This is a genomic window from Sphingobium sp. SA916 (genome assembly GCF_002894065.1).
In the GTDB taxonomy this organism is placed as follows: Bacteria; Pseudomonadota; Alphaproteobacteria; order Sphingomonadales; family Sphingomonadaceae; genus Sphingobium; species Sphingobium fuliginis.
The window spans coordinates 54,066-75,504 of sequence record NZ_LXYF01000024.1 but is presented as its reverse complement, the minus strand read 5'-3'; the positions used below and the strand labels follow the sequence as shown (position 1 = coordinate 75,504).

24 protein-coding genes are annotated in these 21,439 nt (G+C 65.2%); 8 read left to right on the top strand and 16 right to left on the bottom strand.

The features are described 5' to 3' along the window. Window positions 1–104: 104 nt before the first annotated feature. Window positions 105–638: a translation initiation factor IF-3 gene (gene infC, locus A8G00_RS05355; RefSeq protein ID WP_013039295.1), complete on the top strand. Its 534-nt coding sequence runs from the start codon at window positions 105–107 to the stop codon at window positions 636–638. A 214-nt stretch (window positions 639–852) separates the two neighbouring features. Here infC and A8G00_RS05350 read toward each other — a convergent pair whose 3' ends face one another. The 4 genes from A8G00_RS05350 to gluQRS all read right to left on the bottom strand — a co-directional run bounded on the left by A8G00_RS05350 (window position 853) and on the right by gluQRS (window position 3,547). After that, entirely contained in the window at window positions 853–1,728 is an 876-nt protein-coding gene (locus tag A8G00_RS05350) for a GGDEF domain-containing protein (protein ID WP_025549927.1), read from the bottom strand. 117 nt (window positions 1,729–1,845) lie between these two features. Then, the gene (locus tag A8G00_RS05345; RefSeq protein WP_103000248.1) at window positions 1,846–2,415 is read right to left on the bottom strand and encodes a cob(I)yrinic acid a,c-diamide adenosyltransferase; all 570 of its coding nucleotides are present in this window, start codon (window positions 2,413–2,415) and stop codon (window positions 1,846–1,848) included. A gap of 13 nt (window positions 2,416–2,428) precedes the next feature. Beyond that, window positions 2,429–2,662, bottom strand: a complete 234-nt coding sequence (locus A8G00_RS05340; RefSeq protein ID WP_025549925.1) for a twin transmembrane helix small protein — start codon at window positions 2,660–2,662, stop codon at window positions 2,429–2,431. 9 nt (window positions 2,663–2,671) lie between these two features. Continuing rightward, window positions 2,672–3,547 carry a tRNA glutamyl-Q(34) synthetase GluQRS gene (gluQRS, locus tag A8G00_RS05335; protein WP_253257922.1) on the bottom strand — a complete coding sequence of 292 codons (876 nt, stop codon included), beginning with the start codon at window positions 3,545–3,547 and terminating at the stop codon, window positions 2,672–2,674. A gap of 124 nt (window positions 3,548–3,671) precedes the next feature. Between gluQRS and A8G00_RS05330 the strand changes: the two genes are divergently transcribed. Next, complete coding sequence (locus A8G00_RS05330) at window positions 3,672–4,238, top strand: HNH endonuclease (RefSeq protein ID WP_025549923.1); 567 nt, start codon at window positions 3,672–3,674, stop codon at window positions 4,236–4,238. 103 nt (window positions 4,239–4,341) lie between these two features. On the opposite strand, the gene A8G00_RS05325 is transcribed toward A8G00_RS05330, so the two are convergent. Continuing rightward, the gene (locus tag A8G00_RS05325) at window positions 4,342–5,079 is read right to left on the bottom strand and encodes a Crp/Fnr family transcriptional regulator (RefSeq protein WP_044661539.1); all 738 of its coding nucleotides are present in this window, start codon (window positions 5,077–5,079) and stop codon (window positions 4,342–4,344) included. A 205-nt stretch (window positions 5,080–5,284) separates the two neighbouring features. Here A8G00_RS05325 and murA point away from each other — a divergent pair, with 205 nt between their 5' ends. Together murA and A8G00_RS05315 are read left to right on the top strand one after the other, a co-directional pair. Continuing rightward, window positions 5,285–6,568: a UDP-N-acetylglucosamine 1-carboxyvinyltransferase gene (gene murA, locus A8G00_RS05320; protein ID WP_044661540.1), complete on the top strand. Its 1,284-nt coding sequence runs from the start codon at window positions 5,285–5,287 to the stop codon at window positions 6,566–6,568. After that, window positions 6,561–8,084 (top strand): sensor histidine kinase, encoded by a 1,524-nt coding sequence (locus A8G00_RS05315; protein ID WP_103000246.1) that lies wholly within the window; start codon window positions 6,561–6,563, stop codon window positions 8,082–8,084. Before murA ends, A8G00_RS05315 begins: the two co-directional genes overlap by 8 nt. Here A8G00_RS05315 and A8G00_RS05310 read toward each other — a convergent pair. From A8G00_RS05310 to A8G00_RS05300, 3 genes are all read right to left on the bottom strand, one after another. Next, window positions 8,029–8,466 carry a response regulator gene (locus A8G00_RS05310; RefSeq protein ID WP_103000245.1) on the bottom strand — a complete coding sequence of 146 codons (438 nt, stop codon included), beginning with the start codon at window positions 8,464–8,466 and terminating at the stop codon, window positions 8,029–8,031. The genes A8G00_RS05315 and A8G00_RS05310 overlap by 56 nt on opposite strands. Window positions 8,467–8,539: 73 nt before the next feature. After that, the gene (locus A8G00_RS05305; RefSeq protein ID WP_103000244.1) at window positions 8,540–8,767 is read right to left on the bottom strand and encodes a DUF2188 domain-containing protein; all 228 of its coding nucleotides are present in this window, start codon (window positions 8,765–8,767) and stop codon (window positions 8,540–8,542) included. Beyond that, window positions 8,768–9,385: a DNA-3-methyladenine glycosylase gene (locus A8G00_RS05300; RefSeq protein ID WP_099186239.1), complete on the bottom strand. Its 618-nt coding sequence runs from the start codon at window positions 9,383–9,385 to the stop codon at window positions 8,768–8,770. It lies immediately after the preceding gene. Window positions 9,386–9,461: 76 nt separating this feature from the next. Here A8G00_RS05300 and A8G00_RS05295 point away from each other — a divergent pair, with 76 nt between their 5' ends. After that, a complete protein-coding gene (locus tag A8G00_RS05295) occupies window positions 9,462–9,779 on the top strand; it encodes a 2Fe-2S iron-sulfur cluster-binding protein (protein ID WP_025549918.1) in 318 nt (105 codons plus the stop codon). 188 nt (window positions 9,780–9,967) lie between these two features. On the opposite strand, the gene A8G00_RS05290 is transcribed toward A8G00_RS05295, so the two are convergent. The 6 genes from A8G00_RS05290 to pabB all read right to left on the bottom strand — a co-directional run bounded on the left by A8G00_RS05290 (window position 9,968) and on the right by pabB (window position 15,562). After that, window positions 9,968–11,083 (bottom strand): zinc-binding dehydrogenase, encoded by a 1,116-nt coding sequence (locus A8G00_RS05290; protein ID WP_103000243.1) that lies wholly within the window; start codon window positions 11,081–11,083, stop codon window positions 9,968–9,970. Window positions 11,084–11,096: 13 nt separating this feature from the next. Further along, a complete protein-coding gene (gene msrA, locus A8G00_RS05285) occupies window positions 11,097–11,768 on the bottom strand; it encodes a peptide-methionine (S)-S-oxide reductase MsrA (protein ID WP_025549916.1) in 672 nt (223 codons plus the stop codon). After that, window positions 11,755–11,916 carry a hypothetical protein gene (locus A8G00_RS25040; RefSeq protein WP_167706728.1) on the bottom strand — a complete coding sequence of 54 codons (162 nt, stop codon included), beginning with the start codon at window positions 11,914–11,916 and terminating at the stop codon, window positions 11,755–11,757. Before A8G00_RS25040 ends, msrA begins: the two co-directional genes overlap by 14 nt. Before the next feature lie 316 nt (window positions 11,917–12,232). After that, complete coding sequence (locus A8G00_RS05275) at window positions 12,233–13,435, bottom strand: pyridoxal phosphate-dependent aminotransferase (RefSeq protein WP_044661548.1); 1,203 nt, start codon at window positions 13,433–13,435, stop codon at window positions 12,233–12,235. A gap of 282 nt (window positions 13,436–13,717) precedes the next feature. Next, window positions 13,718–14,341: an aminotransferase class IV gene (locus tag A8G00_RS05270; protein ID WP_025552028.1), complete on the bottom strand. Its 624-nt coding sequence runs from the start codon at window positions 14,339–14,341 to the stop codon at window positions 13,718–13,720. A gap of 45 nt (window positions 14,342–14,386) precedes the next feature. Next, window positions 14,387–15,562, bottom strand: a complete 1,176-nt coding sequence (pabB, locus tag A8G00_RS05265; RefSeq protein WP_103000241.1) for an aminodeoxychorismate synthase component I — start codon at window positions 15,560–15,562, stop codon at window positions 14,387–14,389. Window positions 15,563–15,656: 94 nt separating this feature from the next. Between pabB and A8G00_RS05260 the strand changes: the two genes are divergently transcribed. After that, window positions 15,657–16,040, top strand: a complete 384-nt coding sequence (locus A8G00_RS05260) for a DUF983 domain-containing protein (RefSeq protein WP_103000240.1) — start codon at window positions 15,657–15,659, stop codon at window positions 16,038–16,040. A 37-nt stretch (window positions 16,041–16,077) separates the two neighbouring features. On the opposite strand, the gene A8G00_RS05255 is transcribed toward A8G00_RS05260, so the two are convergent. After that, window positions 16,078–16,515, bottom strand: coding sequence for a thioesterase family protein (locus A8G00_RS05255; protein ID WP_103000239.1), 438 nt, complete (start codon window positions 16,513–16,515; stop codon window positions 16,078–16,080). Between the two features lie 215 nt (window positions 16,516–16,730). On the opposite strand from A8G00_RS05255, the gene A8G00_RS05250 reads away from it, so the two are divergent. Both A8G00_RS05250 and A8G00_RS05245 read left to right on the top strand, forming a co-directional pair. Then, window positions 16,731–17,978 carry a YceI family protein gene (locus A8G00_RS05250; RefSeq protein ID WP_103000238.1) on the top strand — a complete coding sequence of 416 codons (1,248 nt, stop codon included), beginning with the start codon at window positions 16,731–16,733 and terminating at the stop codon, window positions 17,976–17,978. Window positions 17,979–18,020: 42 nt separating this feature from the next. Beyond that, window positions 18,021–19,118, top strand: coding sequence for an AI-2E family transporter (locus A8G00_RS05245; RefSeq protein ID WP_025552018.1), 1,098 nt, complete (start codon window positions 18,021–18,023; stop codon window positions 19,116–19,118). Between the two features lie 95 nt (window positions 19,119–19,213). Here the strand turns inward: A8G00_RS05245 and A8G00_RS05240 are convergent, their stop codons facing one another. Next, entirely contained in the window at window positions 19,214–21,094 is a 1,881-nt protein-coding gene (locus A8G00_RS05240) for an ABC-F family ATP-binding cassette domain-containing protein (RefSeq protein ID WP_103000237.1), read from the bottom strand. Between the last annotated feature and the right edge of the window lie 345 nt (window positions 21,095–21,439).

The window sequence follows — 21,439 nt, the reverse complement described above, 5'->3', positions numbered from 1 at the left end:
GTAAATCCGCGATTGCGGGCTTGCCGCCCCTTTCGGCTTTGCGCTAAAGGGCCGCCAGAGTCGATCTATCAACTACCATAGGAGAAGCCACTATACGTCCCCCGATGATGCGCCGTCCCATGGCGCCGCCGCCGAAGTCCGGTCCCCGTTACAACGAGTTCATCAACGTGCCCAAGGTGCGCGTGATCGATGACGAAGGCGAAAATCTGGGCGTGATGTATACGCAGGAAGCGATCGAGCGCGCCTATGAGATCGGGCTGGACCTGGTCGAGGTGTCGCCCAACGCCGATCCGCCGGTGTGCAAGTTCCTGGACATCGGCAAGTACAAATACGAGGCGCAGAAGAAGGCGAACCTCGCCCGGAAGACCCAGAGGACGCAGGAGATCAAGGAGATCAAGATGCGTCCGAACATCGACGATCATGATTATGATACGAAGATGAAGAAGGTCCACGACTTTATCGGTGAAGGCGACAAGGTGAAGATCACCCTGCGGTTCCGTGGCCGTGAATTGTCGCACCAGCAGCTTGGCATGCAACTGCTCCAGCGCGTGGCGGAGAATGTGGGCGAGATCGCGAAGGTCGAAGCCTATCCGCGTATGGAAGGCCGCCAGATGCTGATGGTGCTGGCGCCGAAATAAGGTCGCCGTTCTTCGGTGACATTAGTCGGGCGGGGTCTGGAAGCAGGCTCCGCCCGAACTGTCTGTGGAACAGGTTCTGGTCAGTTGCGAATGTTAATCCTCCTCATCTGAAGGTGGGGGAGGGGCCCTTGCCTAAGTCTGGCGCAGGGGAGCGCGACAGGCGCCCCCTCTCGCCGGTGGGAAGGGCTGCGTCCAGAACGGCACTTGCATCCACCTAGCCATAAGCGGGTGCGGATGGCCTCTCCGCCCGCTGGATCTGGTCACGGCCTGACTTCTTTGCACGGTAGAGCGCCTCGTCGGCCTTGCCGATGGCGGCCATCACCGGCCCGCCGCGCCATGCGCATAGCCCGGCGGAGAAGGTGATCGGCTGCTCGTTCGCCGTGCCCACGGGCTCCCGCCGCATCCGTTCCGCAATGCGGGCCAGCGACCAGCTCGCCTCATCCTCCATCGCGTCCTGATAGAAGATCGCGAACTCCTCGCCACCCCAACGGGCGATGATGTCGATGCGGCGGGTCTGGGACGACAGGCGCGTGGCGAAATCGGCCAGGACGCGATCGCCCGCGTCATGGCCGAGCATATCGTTGACCTGCTTGAAATGGTCGAGATCGATGATCGCGATGCAGCCCCTGCGCTTGGCGAGCGGGAGCGCGTCGAGTTGCGCCAGGAACCCGCGCCGGTTGGCGATGCCGGTCAGCGCGTCCTCATTGGCGGCGATGTTCAGTTCGTCGATCTGTTCCCGCGTCGCGGCGGCGGCTCCGCGCACGCCGTGGAAGAGCCTGGAAATAATGTCCCCCACTTCCGGCAAGGTCGCCCCACCGCCTTTCCGGCCGGGCTGCCCCACCGGGTTCAGCGCATCCGCCAGCGCATGGATCGGGTCCAGCAGGGCGCCGATGCCCATCAGCGCCCCGGCCGCGCCCGCCATGGTCGCCAAAGTCAGGACTATGAACTCCGCCCAGGCGATACGTCCTGTTGTCGCGCCCCAGACGATATAGCCGAGCAGCGGCAGGTGGGTGGTCACGAAGCAGAGGGTGAAGAGGCGAAACCGCAGGGAGCGGGGAAAGATGAAGGAGGTCGCGAGGTAGAATTGCATCCCGGGGCCCTGTCATTGCAATGGGGGCCAAAATTGGGACGGCGTGTAAAGGCGGGATGAAGGAAGAGGGTTAACGCCCGGCCCGTGGACGAACCGTGCCGTGCATGAGTCGAACGGTTAACGGGAGGCGCCCGGCACCCATTTCACATCGTCCGCTCCATTGCCGTTGAGGCGCCGGGCCAGCACGAAAAGCAGGTCGGACAGGCGGTTGAGATAGGCCAGTGCCTGCGCATTGAGCGCAACGTCGGCCGCCGCGGCCGTGGCGGAGCGTTCGGCGCGGCGCGTGACGGCGCGGGCCAGATGGACGGCGGCCGCTGCAGGCGACCCGCCTGGCAGGACGAAGCTGTCCAGTGGCGCCAGATCGGCGTTCATCACGTCGATCTGCCGCTCCAGCCGCTCTACCTGGGAGGCGACGATCCGCAGCGCCCAGGGTGCGTCCTCTCCCTCCGGCAAGGGCGTGGCGAGGTCTGCGCCCAGGTCGAACAGGTCGTTCTGGATCGCCGTCAGCCAGCCCGCCTCCGGCCTGTCGTTCATGGCGACGATGGCAAGCCCGATGGCGCTGTTCGCTTCATCGACATCGCCCACCGCCTGCATGCGCGGGGCATGTTTGGGCAGGCGCGACCCGTCGACCAGGCCTGTCGTGCCCGCGTCCCCGGTACGGGTGTAGATCTTGTTCAGCTTCACCATGCCGGGGGGACCCTCAGCCGTTGCCCTTCATCAGCAGCAACAGCGCCACGATGATCACCGCCACTGCCTGGAACAGGATGCGGTTCATCATCATCCTGTTCTGCTTGAGGCTGGATGGGCTCGGCCCACCTTCGGGCGAGTTCAACTGTTCCTTGGTCGCCTGAAGAAAGGCGACGATCCCCCGGATCAATGCGAACAGGGTGGCGCCCATGGCCAGGATCAGGGCGATGACGAGCAGCGTGTTCATGCCTTGAATCTAGGCGCTGGCCAGGGAAATGCCAATCGGAAAGCGTGCATGGCGCAGATCGTCGGCCAGTCGCCGCGGGTCCATGCCCCCCGCGCGCAGATCGGCGAGGGCGATCGACCCGTCGCGCTTGGCGAGACGCCGGCCGTCTGGCCCGACCAGCAGGGGATGGTGGACATAGATGGGGGACGGAAGGTCGAGCAGCGCCTGGATCAGCCGGTGGATGTCGGTCGCGCTGCGCAGATCGTCGCCGCGCAGCACATGGGTCACGCCCATCGCCGCATCGTCCAGCGTGCAGGACAGATGATAGCTGGCGGGAGCATCCTTGCGCGCCAGCACCACATCCCCGGCGGCAAGCGGCTCGACGCTGATGCAGGACGCCGCTTCCTCCCCGGGCGGAAAGGGCAGGGCGCGCCAATGCAGCGGGCCTGCCCGCGCGGCAGCCCGCGCCATGTCGATCCGCCAGGCATGCGGCTCGCCCACTGCGATCCGCCTTGCCCGTTCCGCATCATCCAGCCCGCGGCATGTGCCGGGATAGACGGGCCCCTCCGGCCCGTGCGGCGCAGTCGCGCTGGCGGCGATGTCGGCGCGGGTGCAGAAGCAGGGATAGAGCAGCCCCATGGCCTTCAGCCGTTCCAGCGCCGCCTGATACCGGTCCAGCCGCGCCGACTGGAAGACGATGTCCCCATCCCAGGCGACGCCCAGCCAGCGCAGGTCCTCGATTATGCCGGCGACATGCTCCGGCCGGCTGCGGGTGCCGTCTATATCCTCGATCCGCAGGAGGAAGTATCCGCCGCGCGCCCGGGCCAGGTCCATGGCCAGCAGCGCCGACCAGGCGTGTCCGACATGCAACCTACCCGTGGGGCTCGGGGCGAAGCGAGTCACCATATGCTGTGGCTGCGCCGATTGAATCATACAGGCCCTTGACGGGATAGGGGTGTTAATGCTGTCATGCTGGCGTCACGTTTCTGATCGATCAGGACGGTGGCGAAAGGGGGTTGAAGGGTAATATATGTACCATCCCGACCTGATACGACATCCGGAAAACTGTCCGGCTTTGGTGCTGAATGCGGACTACACGCCTTTAAGCTATTATCCATTGAGCCTCTGGCCCTGGCAAACCGCCATCAAGGCGGTTTTTTTGGATCGGGTGGACATCGTCGCCAGCTATGAGCGGCAGGTGCACAGCCCCAGCGTTCAGATGCAGATACCTTCGGTGATCGCGCTGAAGCAATATGTGAAGCCTTCGGAACATCCCGCCTTCACCCGGTTCAACCTGTTCCTGCGCGACAAGTTCGCCTGCCAATATTGCGGGTCCCCGAACGACCTGACCTTCGACCACGTCATTCCGCGCCGGGCGGGCGGGCGGACGACCTGGGAAAATGTCGCAACGGCCTGCTCGCCCTGCAATCTCAAGAAGGGCGGCCGCACGCCGAAGGAGGCGCATATGCAATTGCATGTGACGCCGATCCGCCCGACGAGCTGGCAGTTGCAGGAACATGGCAGGGCCTTTCCGCCCAACTATCTGCACGAAAGCTGGCACGATTGGCTTTATTGGGATGTGGAATTGCTGGCTTGACGACAAACCGGCAAGGCTGAGCGGCGCGCCCTTGCGAAGGAAGGGCCCGGCCCGACGGTTCGAACCGGGTTCCTGCCTGCGCAGGAAAATGTCGCGTTCATTCTCATTCCATGCCCGGAAGCCAGTCCAGGTCCATATCCTTGTGCCGGTTGGTATAATGGCCGATCTCTTCCAGCCGCGCCATGTCGCGCAGGGTGATCCGCCCATTGGCCCGGCTGATCAGCCCTTCCTGCTCCATCTGCCGGATCATCCGGTTCACATGGACGGAGGTGAGGCCGATGGCATCCCCGATCTCCTCCTGCGTCAGTTTCAGGTCGAAGCTGTCGGTGATGCCGTCGTCCGTCACCCGAAGGCGATCGAAAATGTCCAGCAGGAAGGAAGCCACGCGCGCCTTGGCCGAGGTGCGTCCCAATGAAGCGAGCCGGTCGGTCAGCGCGACCCGCTCCGCATTGGAAAGCAGGAACAGCAACGCGGCGACGCGGGGATATTCCTCCAGCAGCCGGCGCAGAGCATGCTTGTCGAACGGACAGATGATCGAATCCGACAGCGCCACCAGCGATTCCGGCGCGCGGTTATAGATTGTGCTGGCCGATCCGATGAAATCGCCCGGGAAATAGACCCGCAGGATCTGCCGGCTTCCATCGGGCAGGATCACGAAGCTCATTACCCGTCCTTCGCGCAGGACAAACAGTTCCGTCACCGTTTCGTTGACGCGCTGGATCATCGCGCCGCGCTTCACCTTGCGGGGATTTTCCTCCAGCCTTGTAAGCGCCTTCTTCTCCGCATCGGACAGGGGCACATGCTTCGCCAACCTGTCCGCGAAACAACTTGTTGCCACCAAAAACACCTTTTTGCTTACATTGTCGTTACGATGGCAAAACGCCCCACGCGTCTTTTGGCTGCATTTCCGCAAACTGCACTAAACTCGATCAATAATGAGCGGGCGAACGCACAAATGTTTCATGGCGGCGCAGAAAGAAGCCCGCGATGGAACCGTCGTGCCGACTGCCTTGCGGAAACCGTAATTAACGTTAAGAACCCAGCCGATGGACCGCATTCATATCCGCGGCGGCAAAGCGCTGAACGGCCGCCTTCCCATTTCCGGCGCGAAGAACGCCGCGCTCACGCTGTTGCCCTGCGCGCTGCTGACCGACGAGCCGGTGACGCTGCGCAACCTGCCGCGGCTGGCGGATGTCGACAGCTTTGGCCATCTGTTGAACCAGCTCGGCGTGTCGACCATGATCGAGGGCGCCCGGCCGGAGGATTTCGGCCGCGTCATGACCCTGCGCGCTGGCCGCGTCACCTCGACCGAGGCGCCCTATGACATCGTGCGCAAGATGCGGGCATCGATCCTGGTGCTCGGCCCGCTGCTCGCCCGCGCGGGCGAGGCGCGGGTGTCGCTGCCCGGCGGTTGCGCCATCGGCAACCGGCCGATCGACCTGCACCTGAAGGCGCTGGAGGCCTTCGGCGCGATCATAGAGATCAATGCGGGCTATGTTCGCGCCAGTTCGCCCGACGGCGGCCTGCCTGGCGGCATCTACACCTTCCCCGTGGTGTCCGTCGGCGCGACCGAGAACGCGCTGATGGCGGCGGTGCTGGCCAAGGGCGTCTGCATCCTGGAAAATGCGGCGCGGGAGCCGGAGATCGTCGACCTCTGCAACCTGCTGATCGCCATGGGCGCCGACATTGAAGGCGTGGGCACCGACAAGCTGACCATTCACGGCAAGCCCCGCCTGCACGGCGCGACCTACAGCGTGATGCCCGACCGGATCGAGGCGGGCAGCTATGCCTGCGCCGCCGCGATCACCGGCGGCTCGCTGGAACTGGCCGGAGCCAGCGCCGAAGACATGCACGCCATCCTCGCCGCGCTGCGCGACGCCGGGGTTCATGTCGAGGAACTGAAGGACGGCATCAGGGTGTCGGCGGACGGCCGGCTTCGCCCGCTTACCATCTCGACCGCGCCCTTCCCGGCGTTCCCGACCGACATGCAGGCGCAGTTCATGGCGATGCTGACGCTGGCCGACGGCGCGTCGGTGCTGACCGAGACGATCTTCGAGAACCGCTACATGCACGTGCCGGAGCTGGCACGCATGGGGGCGGACATCGGCGTCAACGGCCGCACCGCGGTGGTGCGCGGCGTTGATCGGCTGGTCGGCGCGCCTGTCATGGCGACCGATCTGCGCGCCTCGATGAGCCTCATCCTCGCTGGCCTCGCCGCGGAAGGCGAGACCCAGGTCAACCGCGTCTATCATCTCGACCGCGGCTATGAGCGGCTGGAGGAGAAGCTTTCCGCCGTCGGCGCCGACATAGAGCGCGTCAGCGATGGCTGAAGGACGCGGGCTCGAGACGGACCGCGCGGCGTTGCTGGCGCGATACGATCTCGATACCGGTGGCTTTGCCACGCTCGACCAGATCACCGCCTTCGCCGCCGCGCTGTGCGGGACGCCCATCGCTCTGGTCAGCATCGTGGAGGATGACCGCCAACGCTTCCTGGCCCGCACCGGGCTGGATGCGGAGGAAACGCCGCGCGATATGTCCTTCTGCGCCCATGCGATGCAGGGAAGCGGCATCTTCGTGGTGCCCGATACTGCGCAGAACCCCGATTTCCGCGACAATCCGCTCGTCACCGGGGCGCCCTTCATCCGTTTCTATGCCGGTGCGCCGCTGATCGATGGCGAGGGGGCTTCGCTCGGCGCGCTATGCGTCATCGACGACAGACCGCGTGACGGTCTGACGGATGTGCAGCGCCAGGGGATTTCCCTGCTGGCCCGTCAGGTCATGGTCGAGCTGGAGGGCCGTCGCCGCGACCGCGACGTGATCGCCCGGCAGCAAAGGGATGCGCAGGCGGTGGCGGAAAGCGACCGCATGTTCCGGACCCTGGCCGACACCATGCCGCAAATGGTCTGGTCGACGCTGCCGGACGGCTATCATGACTATTATAACGCCCGCTGGTACGAATTCACCGGCGTTCCCCTGGGATCGACCGATGGCGAGGGATGGAACGGCATGTTCCATCCGGAGGATCAGGAGCGGGCCTGGGAACGCTGGCGCCATTCGCTGAAGACCGGCGAACTCTATGAGATCGAATATCGGCTGCGCCATCATAGCGGCGATTATCGCTGGACATTGGGTCGCGCGCTGCCGATCCGGGACGAGGAGGGTGCGATCGCCCGCTGGATCGGCACCTGCACCGACATTAACGACCAGATCGCGATGGTGGAGGAGCGGGAGGTCATCGCCCATGAACTTTCCCACCGTATCAAGAACATCTTTTCGGTGATTTCCGGCCTGATCGGCCTGTCGGCGCGCCAGCATCCTGAAATTCGCGCGGCGGCCGACGACCTGCGCGACCGCATCATGGCACTGGGACGCGCCCATGATTTCGTGCGGCCCCACGGCCCCAATTCGCAGCCGGACCAGGACGAGGGCCGGCTTTGGGGCATATTGGAACAGATTTTCGCGCCCTATCGCGACGCGCTGGGGCCGCGCATACGCTTCTCAGGCGATAATCCGGCGATAGACGACCGCTCCGCCACGCCATTGGCGCTGCTGTTCCATGAACTGGCGACCAATGCCGCCAAATATGGCGCGCTTTCCGTTCCTTCGGGCGGGGTTGCGATCCTCGTGGGGAGGGAAGGCGAGGACATCCGCATCGACTGGCGGGAAGAGGGTGGACCGCCGGCGCTTCCGGCGACGCATGAGGGCTTCGGCAGCCGGCTGATGCAGCTCAGCATTGAACGGCAACTGGGCGGGCGGATGACGCGCGACTGGCGACCCGAAGGCCTTGGCCTCAGCCTCTGGATTCCAGCGCGCTCCATGAGTCGGATGCCCGCAGGAAAGGGGTGAAGCCCGCGATCTCGGCGGCCTCCAGTTCCGGTCGGTCGGTGGCGGCGAGATGCAGCGTTTCGGCTATGCTGTGCGCCCGGAACGGCTTGGTGATGACGCCGAGCGCGGCGGTGGAAGCCGCCCCGATCTGCGCGGGATTGGCCGTCACATAGATGACCCGTATGCCATATTGGCTGGCCAGTTCGACGCCGATGCCGGGGCCGGTCGGTCCGTCGCGCAGATTGAGATCGACAAGGGCGATGTCGCAATCGTCGGCCGCATCCAGCGCCGCCTGACGATCGGCCGCGATGGCGCCGACCGTAAAGCCTGCATCCTCCACGATATGCTCGATCTCCAGCGCGACGAAAATCTCGTCTTCTACGATCAGAACCTTTTTGCTCATCCCAACGTCCACGCAACCGGAGGCGTTAAATGCGCGGATCGCGGGGCGGTTCCCGCAGACGCGAAAAAATTTTTCAGGCGCTGTCGGGCTGCACGCTGGTCCAGAGCGTTTCGAAGGCCGTGCCCTGCATCAGCAGGACCGAGGCGGGATAGCCCGCGCCGCTGGCCTTCTGCGCTGTCCCTGTGGCGTTTTCCACCGCTTCCTCCCGCGTCGCGAACGGCCCGTAATAGCGGTTGTCGAGATTGATCTTCCAGACGCCCTCATGTTCCAGGACGATGTAGCGGGCATAGGGCAGGGGCACTTACAAAACCTCCGTATTATAATGGTGCCAGGCCATGATCGCCGCGGCGCCGCGATGGGGACGCCAGCGTTCGGCCAGTTCGCGCGTCAGCTTTTCGCTGGGGCGTTCGGCCAGGCCCAATATCCGCCCGATCTCGATCTGCACGGCCAGATCGCCCGCCGGCCAGACATCCGGCCGTCCTTCCGCGAACAGCAGGTAGATTTCCGCCGACCAGCGCCCGATCCCCTTGATCCGCACCAGTTGCGCAATGGCGTCCTCATCATCGTCCGGCAGGTCGTGCAGGTCGATGCCGCCGCTGACCACCAGCTCGGCCAGGCTTCTGGCATAGCCCTGCTTCTGCCGCGACAGGCCGCAGGCGCGCAGCGTATCGAAATCGCGGACGAGCAGGGCGTCCGGCGCGCAGCCCGCGCCCAGTTCCGCCTCCAGCTTGCGCCAGACCGCCGCGGCCGCGGCGACGCTCACCTGCTGGCCGACGATGGTGCGCAGCAGGGTTTCATAGCCGGGCTCGCGGAGGCGGGGCGGCGGATAGCCGACCCGGCCTATCGCTGCGGCGAAACCGGGCTCCATCGCGGCGATGGCGTCCAGGCTGGCCCGCAATTCTTCTGCTGTATTTACCATGAATTGTCGTCCGGCCCTTGATTTCCCGCTGCCCGTCCGACATGAGCGGCGGGAAAAATTTGAGGGACCTGGGTACATGGCGAAACTGATTGTGGTCAACCGTTCGGGCGAAGAGCAGGCGGTCGAGGCGGAGAACGGCCTTTCCGTGATGGAAATCATCCGCGACAACGGCTTTGACGAACTGCTGGCGCTCTGCGGCGGCTGCTGCTCCTGCGCCACGTGCCACGTCTTCGTCGATCCGGCCTTTGCCGACAACCTGCCGCCGATCAGCGATGATGAGAACGACCTGCTCGACAGCTCCGACCATCGCAACGAGACCAGCCGCCTGTCCTGCCAGCTGACGTTCAGCGATTCGCTGGACGGCCTGCGCGTCACCATCGCGCCGGAAGATTGAGGTCGGCCGGCAGAAGGGAGCGACTTGCGCCTGATTGACGCAGCGCGCTCTGAGGGCTGGTTCCTGACATCGTCCTCCGCGTCACCCCCGGACTTGATCCGGGGGCGCTGCCATTCAGACCTCTGCGTTTCGGAAGAAAAGCGACGCCCCGGGTCGCGTGGGGCGCGACGCCTGCCGTCTGCCCACCATCAGCCGTTCGGGACGATCAGATATTTTTCCCCCGTGCGGCGGGCATTGTAGGTCAGCACGGCGTCGCGGGTCAGCGCTTCCTTGAGGGAGATGCGCGCCTTGTAATGGCTGGCGAAAGTCGTCGTCAGACCGTCGCGCACCCGCTGGCGCAGGCGTTCGGCCGTTTCCGCGTCCGTCCTTTGCAGGAAGGGAAAAAGCAGCCAGCCGCCGACGTTCCAGCCAAAGCCGAAGCTGCGCGTCAGGATGGTCGGCGACAGGTCCAGCGCACCGTAGACATAGGCCTGTTTCAGAACGTTCGAGCCATAGCGGCTATAGGGCTCGTCCTTGCTCGCGGCCTGCTCCATGGCATGGAGGATCTGGCTGACCAGATGGCCGCCGCCGATCGCGTCGAAGGCGATGGACGCGCCCGTAGCAGCGACCGCGTCCTGAAGCTGGACGAGAAAGTCGTCCCGGGAACTGTCCAGCACATATTCCGCGCCCAGATCCCTGAGGATCGCCACCTGCGCTTCATTGCGGACGATATTGACCAGCGGAATGCCGTCCTCCTGGCAGATGCGCACCAGCATCTGGCCCAGATTGGACGCGGCGGCGGTGTGGACGATCGCCTTATGCCCTTCGCGCTTCATGGTTTCGACGAAGCCAAGCGCCGTCAGCGGATTGACGAAGGCCGATGCGCCCTCCTCCGCGGTGACATCGTCGGGCAGGACCATGCAGCCGCTGGCGGCGAGCAAGCGATGTTCCGCGTACATGCCGCCGCCGATCATCGCGACCCGCTTGCCGAGCAGGGCCTGGGCTTCCGGTGCCTCGCCCGCGGCGATGACGGTGCCCGCGCCTTCATTGCCGATGGCCATGGATTGGCCGACCCGCCCCGCAAGCGCGCGGCGCGCGGGATCGGGCATGCGGGCGACGATCCGGCCTTCGGCATAATCCGCATTTGCCACATCGGCGGAAGCGAACAGCAGGCCAAGGTCGGAGGGGTTGATCGGCGCGGCTTCCACCCGGACGAGCACCTGATCGCCTGTGGGAGCGGGGAGCGTTTCTTCGGCCAGTTCGACGATCAGGCGGCCGTCGTCATCCAGGGTCGAAAGCAGCTTGAGGCCGTGGGTGTCGCTCATGAAAACTCCCTTTTCAGGCTGAGGGTCGGTCGCTGTAGAATGCCGGAAACATCGCCTTGAGGGCGGCCAGCTTCGGCATGTCCCAACGCTGGATATAGGGATGGCGCGGGTTCTTCGTCAGGAAGTCCTGATGATGGCGGTCCGCATCCTGGAAGCCGGTGAAGCCTTCTATTCGGGTGACGATGGGATCGCGCCAGAGGCCCGATTGACCGAGTTGGGCGAGATAGGCCCGGGCCGCCCTGTCCTGCCCTGCATTCAGGGGAAACAGCGCGCTGCGATATTGGGTGCCGTGGTCCGGGCCCTGATAGTCGAGCGTTGTCGGGTCCGCGATCACTGAGAAGAAGATGCGCAGCAACGTGCCGTAGCTGACCTGCCGGGGATCGTAGGTGACGCGAACGGCCTCGGCAAAGCCGGTATCGCCCTGGCTGACCTGTTCGTAATCGACCCTGCGGCCCCGAGGACCGCCTGCGAATCCGGAGACGGCGAGGCGGACACCCCTTACATGGGAGAAGACGCCTTCCACGCCCCAGTAGCAACCGCCCGCGAAGATGGCGGTTTCAAGCTTGCGGGCGGGGACTGCGTCAACCGCCGGGGCGGGCGCGAGGACCGGCCGTTCGGCACGCAAAGGGGAAGCGACGGCCAAGGCCGCCAGAAAAGCAAGCGCGATGCCGTCAGCGCGCCGCATTGCCAGCGGCCGGGGCGGATGCCGCCATGGCGGGACTGGTCAGCGGCGGCGCGTCGCTGTTCGGCTGAAGCACGAAGACCCCGATAGCGCCGATCGCGAACCCGCCCATGAAGCGCAGGAACAGGTCGGATTTCAAGAAGGCCAACATGGCGTTCTTCCTTTCGGTCGTCTTGGTCGCCGCAAGCGGCGGAAATGAATGTCGCGCGGCTTAGTCCCGGATGAACGCTGCGCCAGGGCAGTTTCGACCAACGTCCGATGTGGGACGATGGATGTCGGGCAAGGCCAGTTTCGGTTCGAAACGGGATATAGACCCCCGCTCTCCATCTGCAAGACGGCGCCGGAGAAATTTTCCGTTTCCGAAATGGAGGTGATGGGGGAGGGGAAGGACGGACTTGGCGTCCGGTCCTTCCCTTCCAGCTTCGCTGGTCCCGTTCCAGGCTAAGCCCGGGGGGATTGAAGAGGGCTCACTTCAAAGCGGCGCAGGCTTCCTGGATGCGGGTGCAGGCCTTGCGCAGCACCTCTTCCGAAGTCGCGTAGCTGATGCGGAAGGCCGGGGAGAGGCCAAAGGCGGCGCCGTGGACGGCGGCGACCTTCGCTTCGTCCAGGAAATAGCCGATCAGCGCTTCGTCGCTGTCGATCACCTGTCCCTTGGGCGTCGTCTTGCCGATCACGCCGCTGGCATCGGGATAGACGTAGAAGGCGCCCTCCGGCGTCGGGCAGTCCAGGCCCGGTGCGTCGTTCAGCATGGCGACGACCATGTCGCGGCGCTTCTTGAAGGCGGCGTTGCGCTCTTCCAGGAAATCCTGGTCGCCGGTCAGCGCCGCGACGGCGGCCGCCTGGCTGATCGAGCAGGGATTGCTGGTCGATTGCGACTGGAGCTTGCCCATCGCCTTGATGATCCATTCCGGGCCGCCGGCAAAGCCGATGCGCCAGCCCGTCATGGAAAAAGCCTTGGAGCAGCCGTTGACCGTCAGCGTGCGGTCGTAGAGGTCCGGGCAAACCTGCGCGATGGTGGCGAAGGGGGTCGGCGCGTACCAGACATGCTCATACATATCGTCCGTCATCACCAGCACATGGGGATGGCGCAGCAGCACTTCGCCCAGCGCCTTCAGCTCTTCGGCCGAATAGGCTGCGCCTGACGGGTTGGAAGGCGAGTTCAGCATGACCCACTTGGTCTTCGGCGTGATCGCGGCTTCCAGCTGGGCGGCGGTGATCTTGTAGCCCTGGCTTGCCGGCGCCTCGATGAAGACCGGCGTGCCGCCCGCGAAGTTCACGATGTCGGGATAGCTGACCCAATAGGGCGCCGGAATGATGACCTCGTCGCCCACGTCGACGGTCGCGACCAGCGCGTTGAACAGCGTGTGCTTGCCGCCCGAATTGACGCTGATCTGGCTGCGCTTGTAGATAAGGCCATTGTCGCGCTTGAACTTGAAGGCGACGGCTTCCTTGACGTCGGCGGTGCCGTCCACGTCGGTATAGCGGGTAAGGTTCTTGCGGATCGCCGCGATCCCCGCCTCCTTCACGAAATCGGGCGTGTCGAAGTCCGGTTCGCCGGCGGAGAGGCCAATGACGTCCACGCCTTCGGCTTTCAGGGCATTCACGCGCGCGCTCATCGCCAGGGTGGCGGAGGGCTGGATGCGACCGAGGGCTGCGGAAGTCTGGCTCATCATGACAATCTTTCTCTAGAATCCCCTAGGTCCGCGTGAAGCGGACGCGAGGCTCCTTAGTGTGCAACGAAAGAAGGGGCAACCGCCAGTTGGCTTCGGCTGGCCGTAACGGCAGATTATAGGGCCGGGAGGGAGGAAGATCTGCAATTCATGCGTGCGGAAAAGGGTTGCCCGTGCCCCTATAGCGCGCTGCGTTCAATCGGACGCAGGGCGCGCGCTCCAAGCTTTTGTTGTCGAATCCTTTCAAGCGTAAAGCCGGTTCCCACTTTTGCGCACGATGCTCTAGCGCACCAGCGACGCCGCCACCATGCCGCGCGCCGCATTGCCGATGAAGAATCCGTTTTCCAGGTCGCGGGGGCGCAGGTCGGCCTCCACTGCCTCCCCCATGTCGAGCAGGCTGCGGCGCAGCACGCCGGGCAGCAGGCCGCGCGACAAAGGCGGGGTCAGCAGCTTGTCGCCGCGTTCGACGAAGATGGAGGAGAAGCTGCCCTCCGTCAGGAACCCCTGTTCGTCCGTCATCACCACTTCATAGGTGCCGCCGCGCCGCAGGGCGTCACGGTAGAGCGAACGGTCGGTCGTCTTGTGCGCCAGCCGCGCATCGGCGGCGGGGGCGTTGCGGGGGACGAGCGCGACCTGCATGATCGCCTGAGGCCAGGTGCGGTGCTCGCGCACTTCGATGGCGATGGAGCCCCGGCGCGACACCAGCAGGCGAAGGCGGCTGCGCTCCCGCAGGCGGAAGGTCGCGGCCTGAAGCTCATTGCGCACATTATGGCGGTCGAAGGCGAAATCGAGCGCCTCCGCGCTGGTCTTCAACCGCTCCAGATGCAGTTCGAGCAATCTGATGCCCTCGACCGGATCGAAGGCCATGGTTTCGAGCAGATCGAACCGTCCGTCAGCCAATGCCATGGAAAATTGCAAACCCCTTATGCCGATCGATGATGGCGCGATGAATCAGGCCGGTGCGAGGAAGCGCCCCTTGGCCAGACATTCCGCCCATTCGGAAGCGACATCCGAATCCGCGACGATGCCCGATCCCAGACCCAGGCGTCCCTCCCTGCTGCCTTCTTCGACGCAAATGGTGCGGATGGCAACATTGAACGCGGCATCGCCCGACGGATCGATCCAGCCCATGGAGCCGGTATAGACGCCGCGCGGAAAGGGCTCGACCGCGTCGATGATCTCCATGGCGCGGACCTTGGGCGCGCCGGTGATCGACCCGCAGGGGAAAAGGACGCGCAGCACGTCGACGGGCGACAGGCCGGGTAACAGCCGGGCCCGGACGGTCGATACCATCTGGTGGACGGTCGGATAGGTTTCGACCTTGAACAGGTCGGGCACGGTGACGGTGCCGGCGTGGGAGACGCGCGACAGATCGTTGCGCAGCAGGTCGACGATCATCAGATTTTCCGCGCGCTGCTTGGCATCCCGCTCCAGCCATTGCGCCAGTTCCGCGTCGCTGGCGAGATCGGGATCGCGGGGGGCGGTGCCCTTCATCGGCCGCGCGGTCAACTGGCCCCGGACATGGGTGAAGAACAGCTCCGGCGAAAAGGAGAGGATCGAATGTTCCCCGGTGCGCAGCACGCCGCCATAGCCCGCCTGCTGGCGCGGACGGATGGCGGCATAGAGCGCCATGAGATCGCCCATGAAATGCGCGGCGCAGGGGAAGGTCAGATTGACCTGATAGATGTCGCCGGCGCGGATATAGTCCTGAACCTGGGCGAAGGCGGCGCGATAGGCGGTCTCGTCGATCAGCGGCTGGAGGCGATCGACCCTGGCGCCCGCCGGATCCGGCAACAGGCCGGTCATGGCGGCGGGATCGATCAGGCACACCCCTTCGAACAGGCCGAACCAGAGCAGCGGCGTCTTCGGCCTGTCCTGCCGATGCCGTTCCGCCAGCGGGTGAAGGCGGTCCTCCAGCGCCAGCCCGGCTTCATAGGCGATGAAGCCTGCTGCGTGCAGCCCGGCTTCTGCCGCTTCGGACAGCCGGTCGAGCGCTGGCTGCACCTCCGCCAGCCGATGAGCGGCGATGACCGATACCGGATCGCGATAGAGGCGCGCGGGGGCGGGAGCCCGGGTACGGGCGTCGTCGAACAGGACGAAGGCTTCGGTCGGTCCCGGAAGGCGCATGGCCGCCCTCTTAACAGGCTTTGCGCGGCGCGGAAGCTCTAACAGGGCGCGGGCATGTTGCACGGGGCGCGCATTGGCCATAGGGGGAAAGGCCATGAGCAAGGGATTGCCCCAGGATGATGCGGCGCGGCCGCTGCGGCCGGCGCTGGCGCTGGCGCTCAGGGGCCGTTGTCCCGCCTGCGGCGAAGGCCGGATGTTCGCCCGCTTCCTGAAGCCCAGTCCCGCCTGCCGCCATTGCGGACAGGCCTGGGACGCATCGCGGGCGGACGATTTCCCGGCCTATATCGTCATATTGCTGCTGGGGCACCTGCTCGTGCCGCTGATGATAGAGGTGAACGCGGCGCTGGATATTCCGCTGGGGGTGCAGGCGGCGCTATGGCCGGGTCTTGCGATCCTGCTTGCGCTGGCGATGATCCAGCCCGCCAAGGCGGCGGTCATCGCCTTCCAGTGGAGCCGCCGCATGGACGGCTTCCGCTAGAGCGGGTTACGATCGGTTGAAAATCGATGCGATCCCATCAGTCCGGACGGATGATGAAGTTGCGTTCCATCGCCTCCCGCAGACTCTCGTCGATGGAGCGGCGCCCTTCCGAACCATGGGTCACGACGGTGGTGTCGGCGGTGGCGACGCATATGCCCTTCTGAAAGCCCGCCGAACTGATCGTCCAGCTCGTGCGCCCGATATGGCCGATCGCGCAGTGCACCTCGAACGGATAGGGAAAGTGGGATTCCTCGACGAAATTGAGGTTCACGTTCGCGACCAGCCAGCGCACCCCCTGTTCCTGCGGATGGCGGCCCAGATGATGGTGGAAGCGGATGCGGGCCGTTTCGAATATGCCGGAGATCGCCACATTGTTGATGTGGCCCATCGTATCGATGTCCTGGAAGCGGGTGTCGATGCTGGTGACGAAACGATAAGCTTCCGGGCGGAGGCGCCAGGATTCGGGTTTGGCCATGTCCTGCTTGTCCTATGTCCTGTTTTCCTATGCTCTTAGCCCTTGGCGGCGGGGATGCAATCATCGGGTCGAAATTGATCGGACTGCGACCTTTATGACACAGGCGCGAAGCTTATCGTTCTGCTGAGGTAACGGATCGTTTCCGGGCGCGGCGGTGGACTTCCGCGCAGGTGCAGCATAGCTTCCGGACCGGATTGTCGCACATGGGGGTTTCGATGCAACGCTATAGTCGGCTGGCCATTTTCCTGCACTGGGCGATCGCCGCCCTGCTTGCCTTCCAGATTGCCGTGGGATGGGCGCTCGAGGATCTTGGCGCGCGCGGCTTCGCGCTGTTCCAGTGGCATAAGTCGATCGGCATCTCGATCCTGCTGCTGACCTTCGCCCGCGTCGCCATACGTTATTGGAAGCCGCGTCCCGCGCCGGTCGAGCGCGGCTGGCAGGGCGCGCTGGCCAAGGCGGTGCATGCGGGCCTCTATCTGTTCATGCTGGGCGCGCCGCTCACCGGATGGGCCTTGGTGTCGACCGCGAAGGTGAAGGTGCCGACCTTGATCTTCGGCATCGTCCCCCTGCCTCATCTGCCCCTGCCCATGAGCGCGCATGAGCTGGCCGAAGGCGGACACGCCCTGATCGCCTGGATCGGCATCGCGCTGTTCGTCCTGCACGTCGCGGGTGCGCTGCGGCATCATGTGCTGATGGGCGATGGGTTGCTGTGGCGGATGATGCCGGCGCGTTCGCCGCTGTTGCTGGCAGCCTTGCCCGCGCTGATCGCGGTGGGGTTCGTCCTCGGGCGCGCCGTCCTGCCAGCGCCCGCAGCGAAGGCGGTGGCCGCGCCGGTCCTGCCGGCGGCGGCCGAGGAGGAAGAGGAAATGCCCGCCAATGCCGCTGAGCCGGCCGACGATGCCGTCAATGCCGTCAATGCCGCGGCCCCGGCCGAAGCCGGCAATGCGGCGGTCGCGGAAGAACCGGTGGGGCCGCCGCCCGCCTGGTCGGTGCAGCCGGGCGGGACCATCGGCTTTTCCGTCGGGAACAGCGGCGAGACGATCAGCGGCCGCTTCTCCAAATGGACGGCGAAGATCGTCATGGACCCGGATCATCCGGACAGCGCGGACATCCGCGTGGAGATCGACCTGGCGAGCGCCAGCGTCGGGGACAGCTATAAGGACGGCATGCTGGCCGGGGACGAATTCTTCGGCGTGGCGGCGCACCCCAGGGCCGTCTTCACCGCAAGGGGCGCTGAGAAGACGGGGACGAACGCCTATCGCGCTTCGGGCACACTGAACCTCAAGGGGGTAAGCAAGCCGCAGAGCATCCGCTTCACCCTTTCCGGCACCGGCAAGGCGCGGAAGGTCTCAGGATCGGCCACCATCGCCCGTGCGTCCTTCGGCGTCGGCAATGGCGAGAGCAGCGCGGGACTGGACCCCAAGGTGTCGGTCAGCTTCGGGTTCAGTGCGCAGGCGGAATAAGCAGGCATGGATTTGGCGCCGCACTTCTGCCAAAGCGGCGTCATGGACAGGAGCACGGAAAAGCCAAGCGCGCGCATAGAGGATGGGGTCTTCCTGGGCTTCGTCCTCATCGTCTCGGTCGCCTTCGCGCTGGTGGTCGAGCCCTTCTTCGCCGCCATATTGTGGGGCGTGATCGCCGCCATCCTGTTCGCGCCGGTCAACCAGGGGCTGATCGGGATGATGCCCCGGCACCGGAACAGCGCGGCGGCGCTGACGCTGTTGCTGATCGTCGCGCTGGTGATCGTGCCGGCGATCATCCTGGCCATGGCGCTGGTGCAGGAAGCGACCCTCTTCTACGCCAAGGTGCAAAGCGGCGAGATCAACTTCGCGCGGATGTTCGCGCAGTTCCAGGCGAGCCTGCCTGGCTGGGCCGCGGCCTTTCTCGACCGGCTGGGCATAACCAACTTCGCCGCCGTGCGCGAAATGCTGAGCGCCGGCGTCGCGTCGAGCTTCCGCACGGTCGCGACGCAGGCGTTGCAGATCGGGCAGAGCGCGTTCAGCTTCCTGATGGCGCTGGGCGTGATGCTGTACCTTACCTTCTTCCTGTTGCGCGACGGACCGAAGCTGGCGGCGATGGTGGACAGGGCGGCGCCGATGCGGACCGCGCATCGCCGGGCCCTGATCAATCAGTTCGTCGTCGTCACGCGTGCGACGATCAAGGGCAGCATCGTCGTCGCCATCGTCCAGGGGCTGATCGGCGGCGTGGTGTTCTGGGCGCTGGGCTTGCCGGGTGCGCTGCTCTGGGGCGTGCTGATGGGGGCGTTCTCGCTGATTCCGGCGGTCGGAACCGGGCTGATCTGGGTGCCGGTCGCCATTTACCTGTTCGTCACCGGGGCGGTGGCGAAGGGGCTGATCCTCGCCTTTTGCGGCATGTTCGTGATCGGGATGGTGGACAATATCCTGCGACCGATACTGGTCGGGCGGGACACGCGGATTCCCGACTATGTCGTGCTGATCACCACGCTGGGCGGGATCGACCTGTTCGGGTTCAACGGCATCGTCATCGGGCCGGTGATCGCGGCGCTGTTCATCGCGACCTGGAACATCGTGACGAAGATGCGGACGGGGGCGGATGGGCTGGAGGGGCCTTTGACGGAATGATCAGGCGCTTCCCTTCAAGAAAGTGAAGGGCTTCGACATTTGAACGGGACAGGTGGCTCGTGAAAACGGCCCGAACGGAGCCTGGTTTCCGCGATCTATAACTCCTCCAGCGCGGCGCTGGCTTCCATCCAGCTTTCTTCCGCCGCTTCCAGTTTCCTTTCCAGGTCGGCGCGTTTCACCATCAGTTCGGTCATGGTCATCTTCGCCTCCGCGCCGGTCGCGCTTTTGGGGTCGAACAGCGCCTGGTCGATGCGGCTGCGTTCGGCGGTTAGCATGGCCATCTCCTTTTCCGCCTTGCTGACGGCGTTCTTCGCCGCCTTCTGCCGTTCGCGCCATTGCGCGGCGTTGCGCTTTTCCGCCTTGCGGTCGGTCTTCGGGGCATCGCCCCCCGAACCCCCATTGCCGCCATTGCCGTCAGCCTTGCGCAGGATGATGTCGGTATAATCCTCCAGGCTGCCGTCGAAGGGCTGGGCCGTGCCATTGTCGACCAGCACCAGCCGGTCGGCGACCAGTTCGATCATGTGGCGGTCGTGGCTGACGATGACCACCGCGCCCGAATAGTCGTTCAGCGCCTGCACCAGCGCTTCGCGGCTGTCGACGTCGAGATGGTTGGTCGGCTCGTCGAGGATCAGCAGATGCGGCGCGTCGCGGGTGATGAGGGCGAGGGCCAGCCGCGCCCTTTCCCCGCCCGACATGGAGCCGACCTTCTGCGTCGCGCGCTCGCCGGAGAAGCCGAAGCGGCCCAGCTGGGCGCGGACGGCGGCGGGGGTCGCGCCCTTCATCACCCGGCTCATATGTTCGAGCGGCGTGTCGCCGACGTCCAGTTCCTCCACCTGATATTGGGTGAAATAGCCGACATTCATCCTCGCCGAGGCGTTCATCGCGCCTTCCATCGGCTTCAACTGCGCGGCGATCAGGCGGGCGAGCGTGGTCTTGCCATTGCCGTTGCGGCCGAGCAGCGCCAGCCGGTCGTCGGGGTCGATGCGGAGGTTCACCCGGCGCAGGACGGGCGTGTCGTTGTAACCGACCGCCGCCATGTCCATGGTGATGAGCGGCGGGCGCAGTTCGGGCGGGCTGGGGAAGCCGAAATGCAGCGTCGGGTCCTCGATGGCCGCGGCGATGGGCTGCATCTTCGCCAATGCCTTGGCGCGGGACTGGGCCTGTTTCGCGGTCGAGGCGCGGGCGGAGTTGCGCGCGACATAGTCCTGCAACTTCTCGCGTTCGGCCTGTTGTTTCGCGCGGGCGGCCTCCTGCTGCGCGAGGCGTTCGGCGCGCTGGCGTTCGAAGGCGTCGTAGCCGCCGGGATAGAGGGTGATCTTCCCGCCCTCCAGATGCAGGATATAGTCGACCACATTGTTGAGCAGGTCGCGTTCATGGCTGATGACGACCACGGTGCCGCGATAGGCCTTGAGGAAATTTTCCAGCCAGAGCGTCGCTTCGAGGTCGAGATGGTTCGACGGCTCGTCCAGCAGCAGCAGGTCGGGGTTGGAGAAAAGCAGCGAGGCGAGGGCGACGCGCATCTTCCAGCCACCCGAATAGCTGTCGAGGGGGCGGCCCTGCATTTCCTCGTCGAAGCCGAGGCCGACGAGGATGCGGGCGGCGCGGGCCGGCGCGGTATAGGCGTCGATGGCGTTCAGCCGTTCGTAGATATGGCCGAGGCGGTCGGGGTCTTGCGTATGCTCCGCCTCCGCCATCAGTTCGGCGCGTTCCCTGTCGGCGGCGAGGACGGTGTCGAAGGGGGTGGCCGTGCCCGAGGGCGCTTCCTGCGCGATATAGCCGAGGCGCGTGTCGCGGGGCATGTCGCAACTGCCCTCGTCCGGGTCGATCTGGCCGATCATCACCTTCATCAGGGTCGACTTGCCCGCGCCGTTGCGGCCGATCAGGCCGACGCGGCTGCGCGGCGGCAGGGAAGCGCTGGCGCGGTCGAGAATAGTGCGGCCGCCGAGGCGCACGGTGATGCCGTTCAGGTTGAGCATGGAGGGGGCCTCTAGCAGAGGTGCGTGGGGTGGTGAAGGCGTTGAGGCGGAGTTTTGCAGACTGCCTCATGCCTGCGAAGTTCACGGCGTTGTGGCCGACGCATTTGCGTGGGTGCGGACCGGTGGCGTTGATTTCGCAATAGGAGAATTTTTGCGGAATGGGTGTGCGGAGGGCGCCCGCTTAGGGGGCGGGTGGAATGGGTTGACGGTGGGAAAGAGCGTGAGGGCGCTATGCCATGGTCAGGGCCGTGTAGGACAGGGGTTTGGGCGGTGGGGGAGTCCATGTCCTTTGGGAGGCGTCAAGGGGAACGGGCAGGAGATGGGTCCCCGCCTTCGCGGGGATGA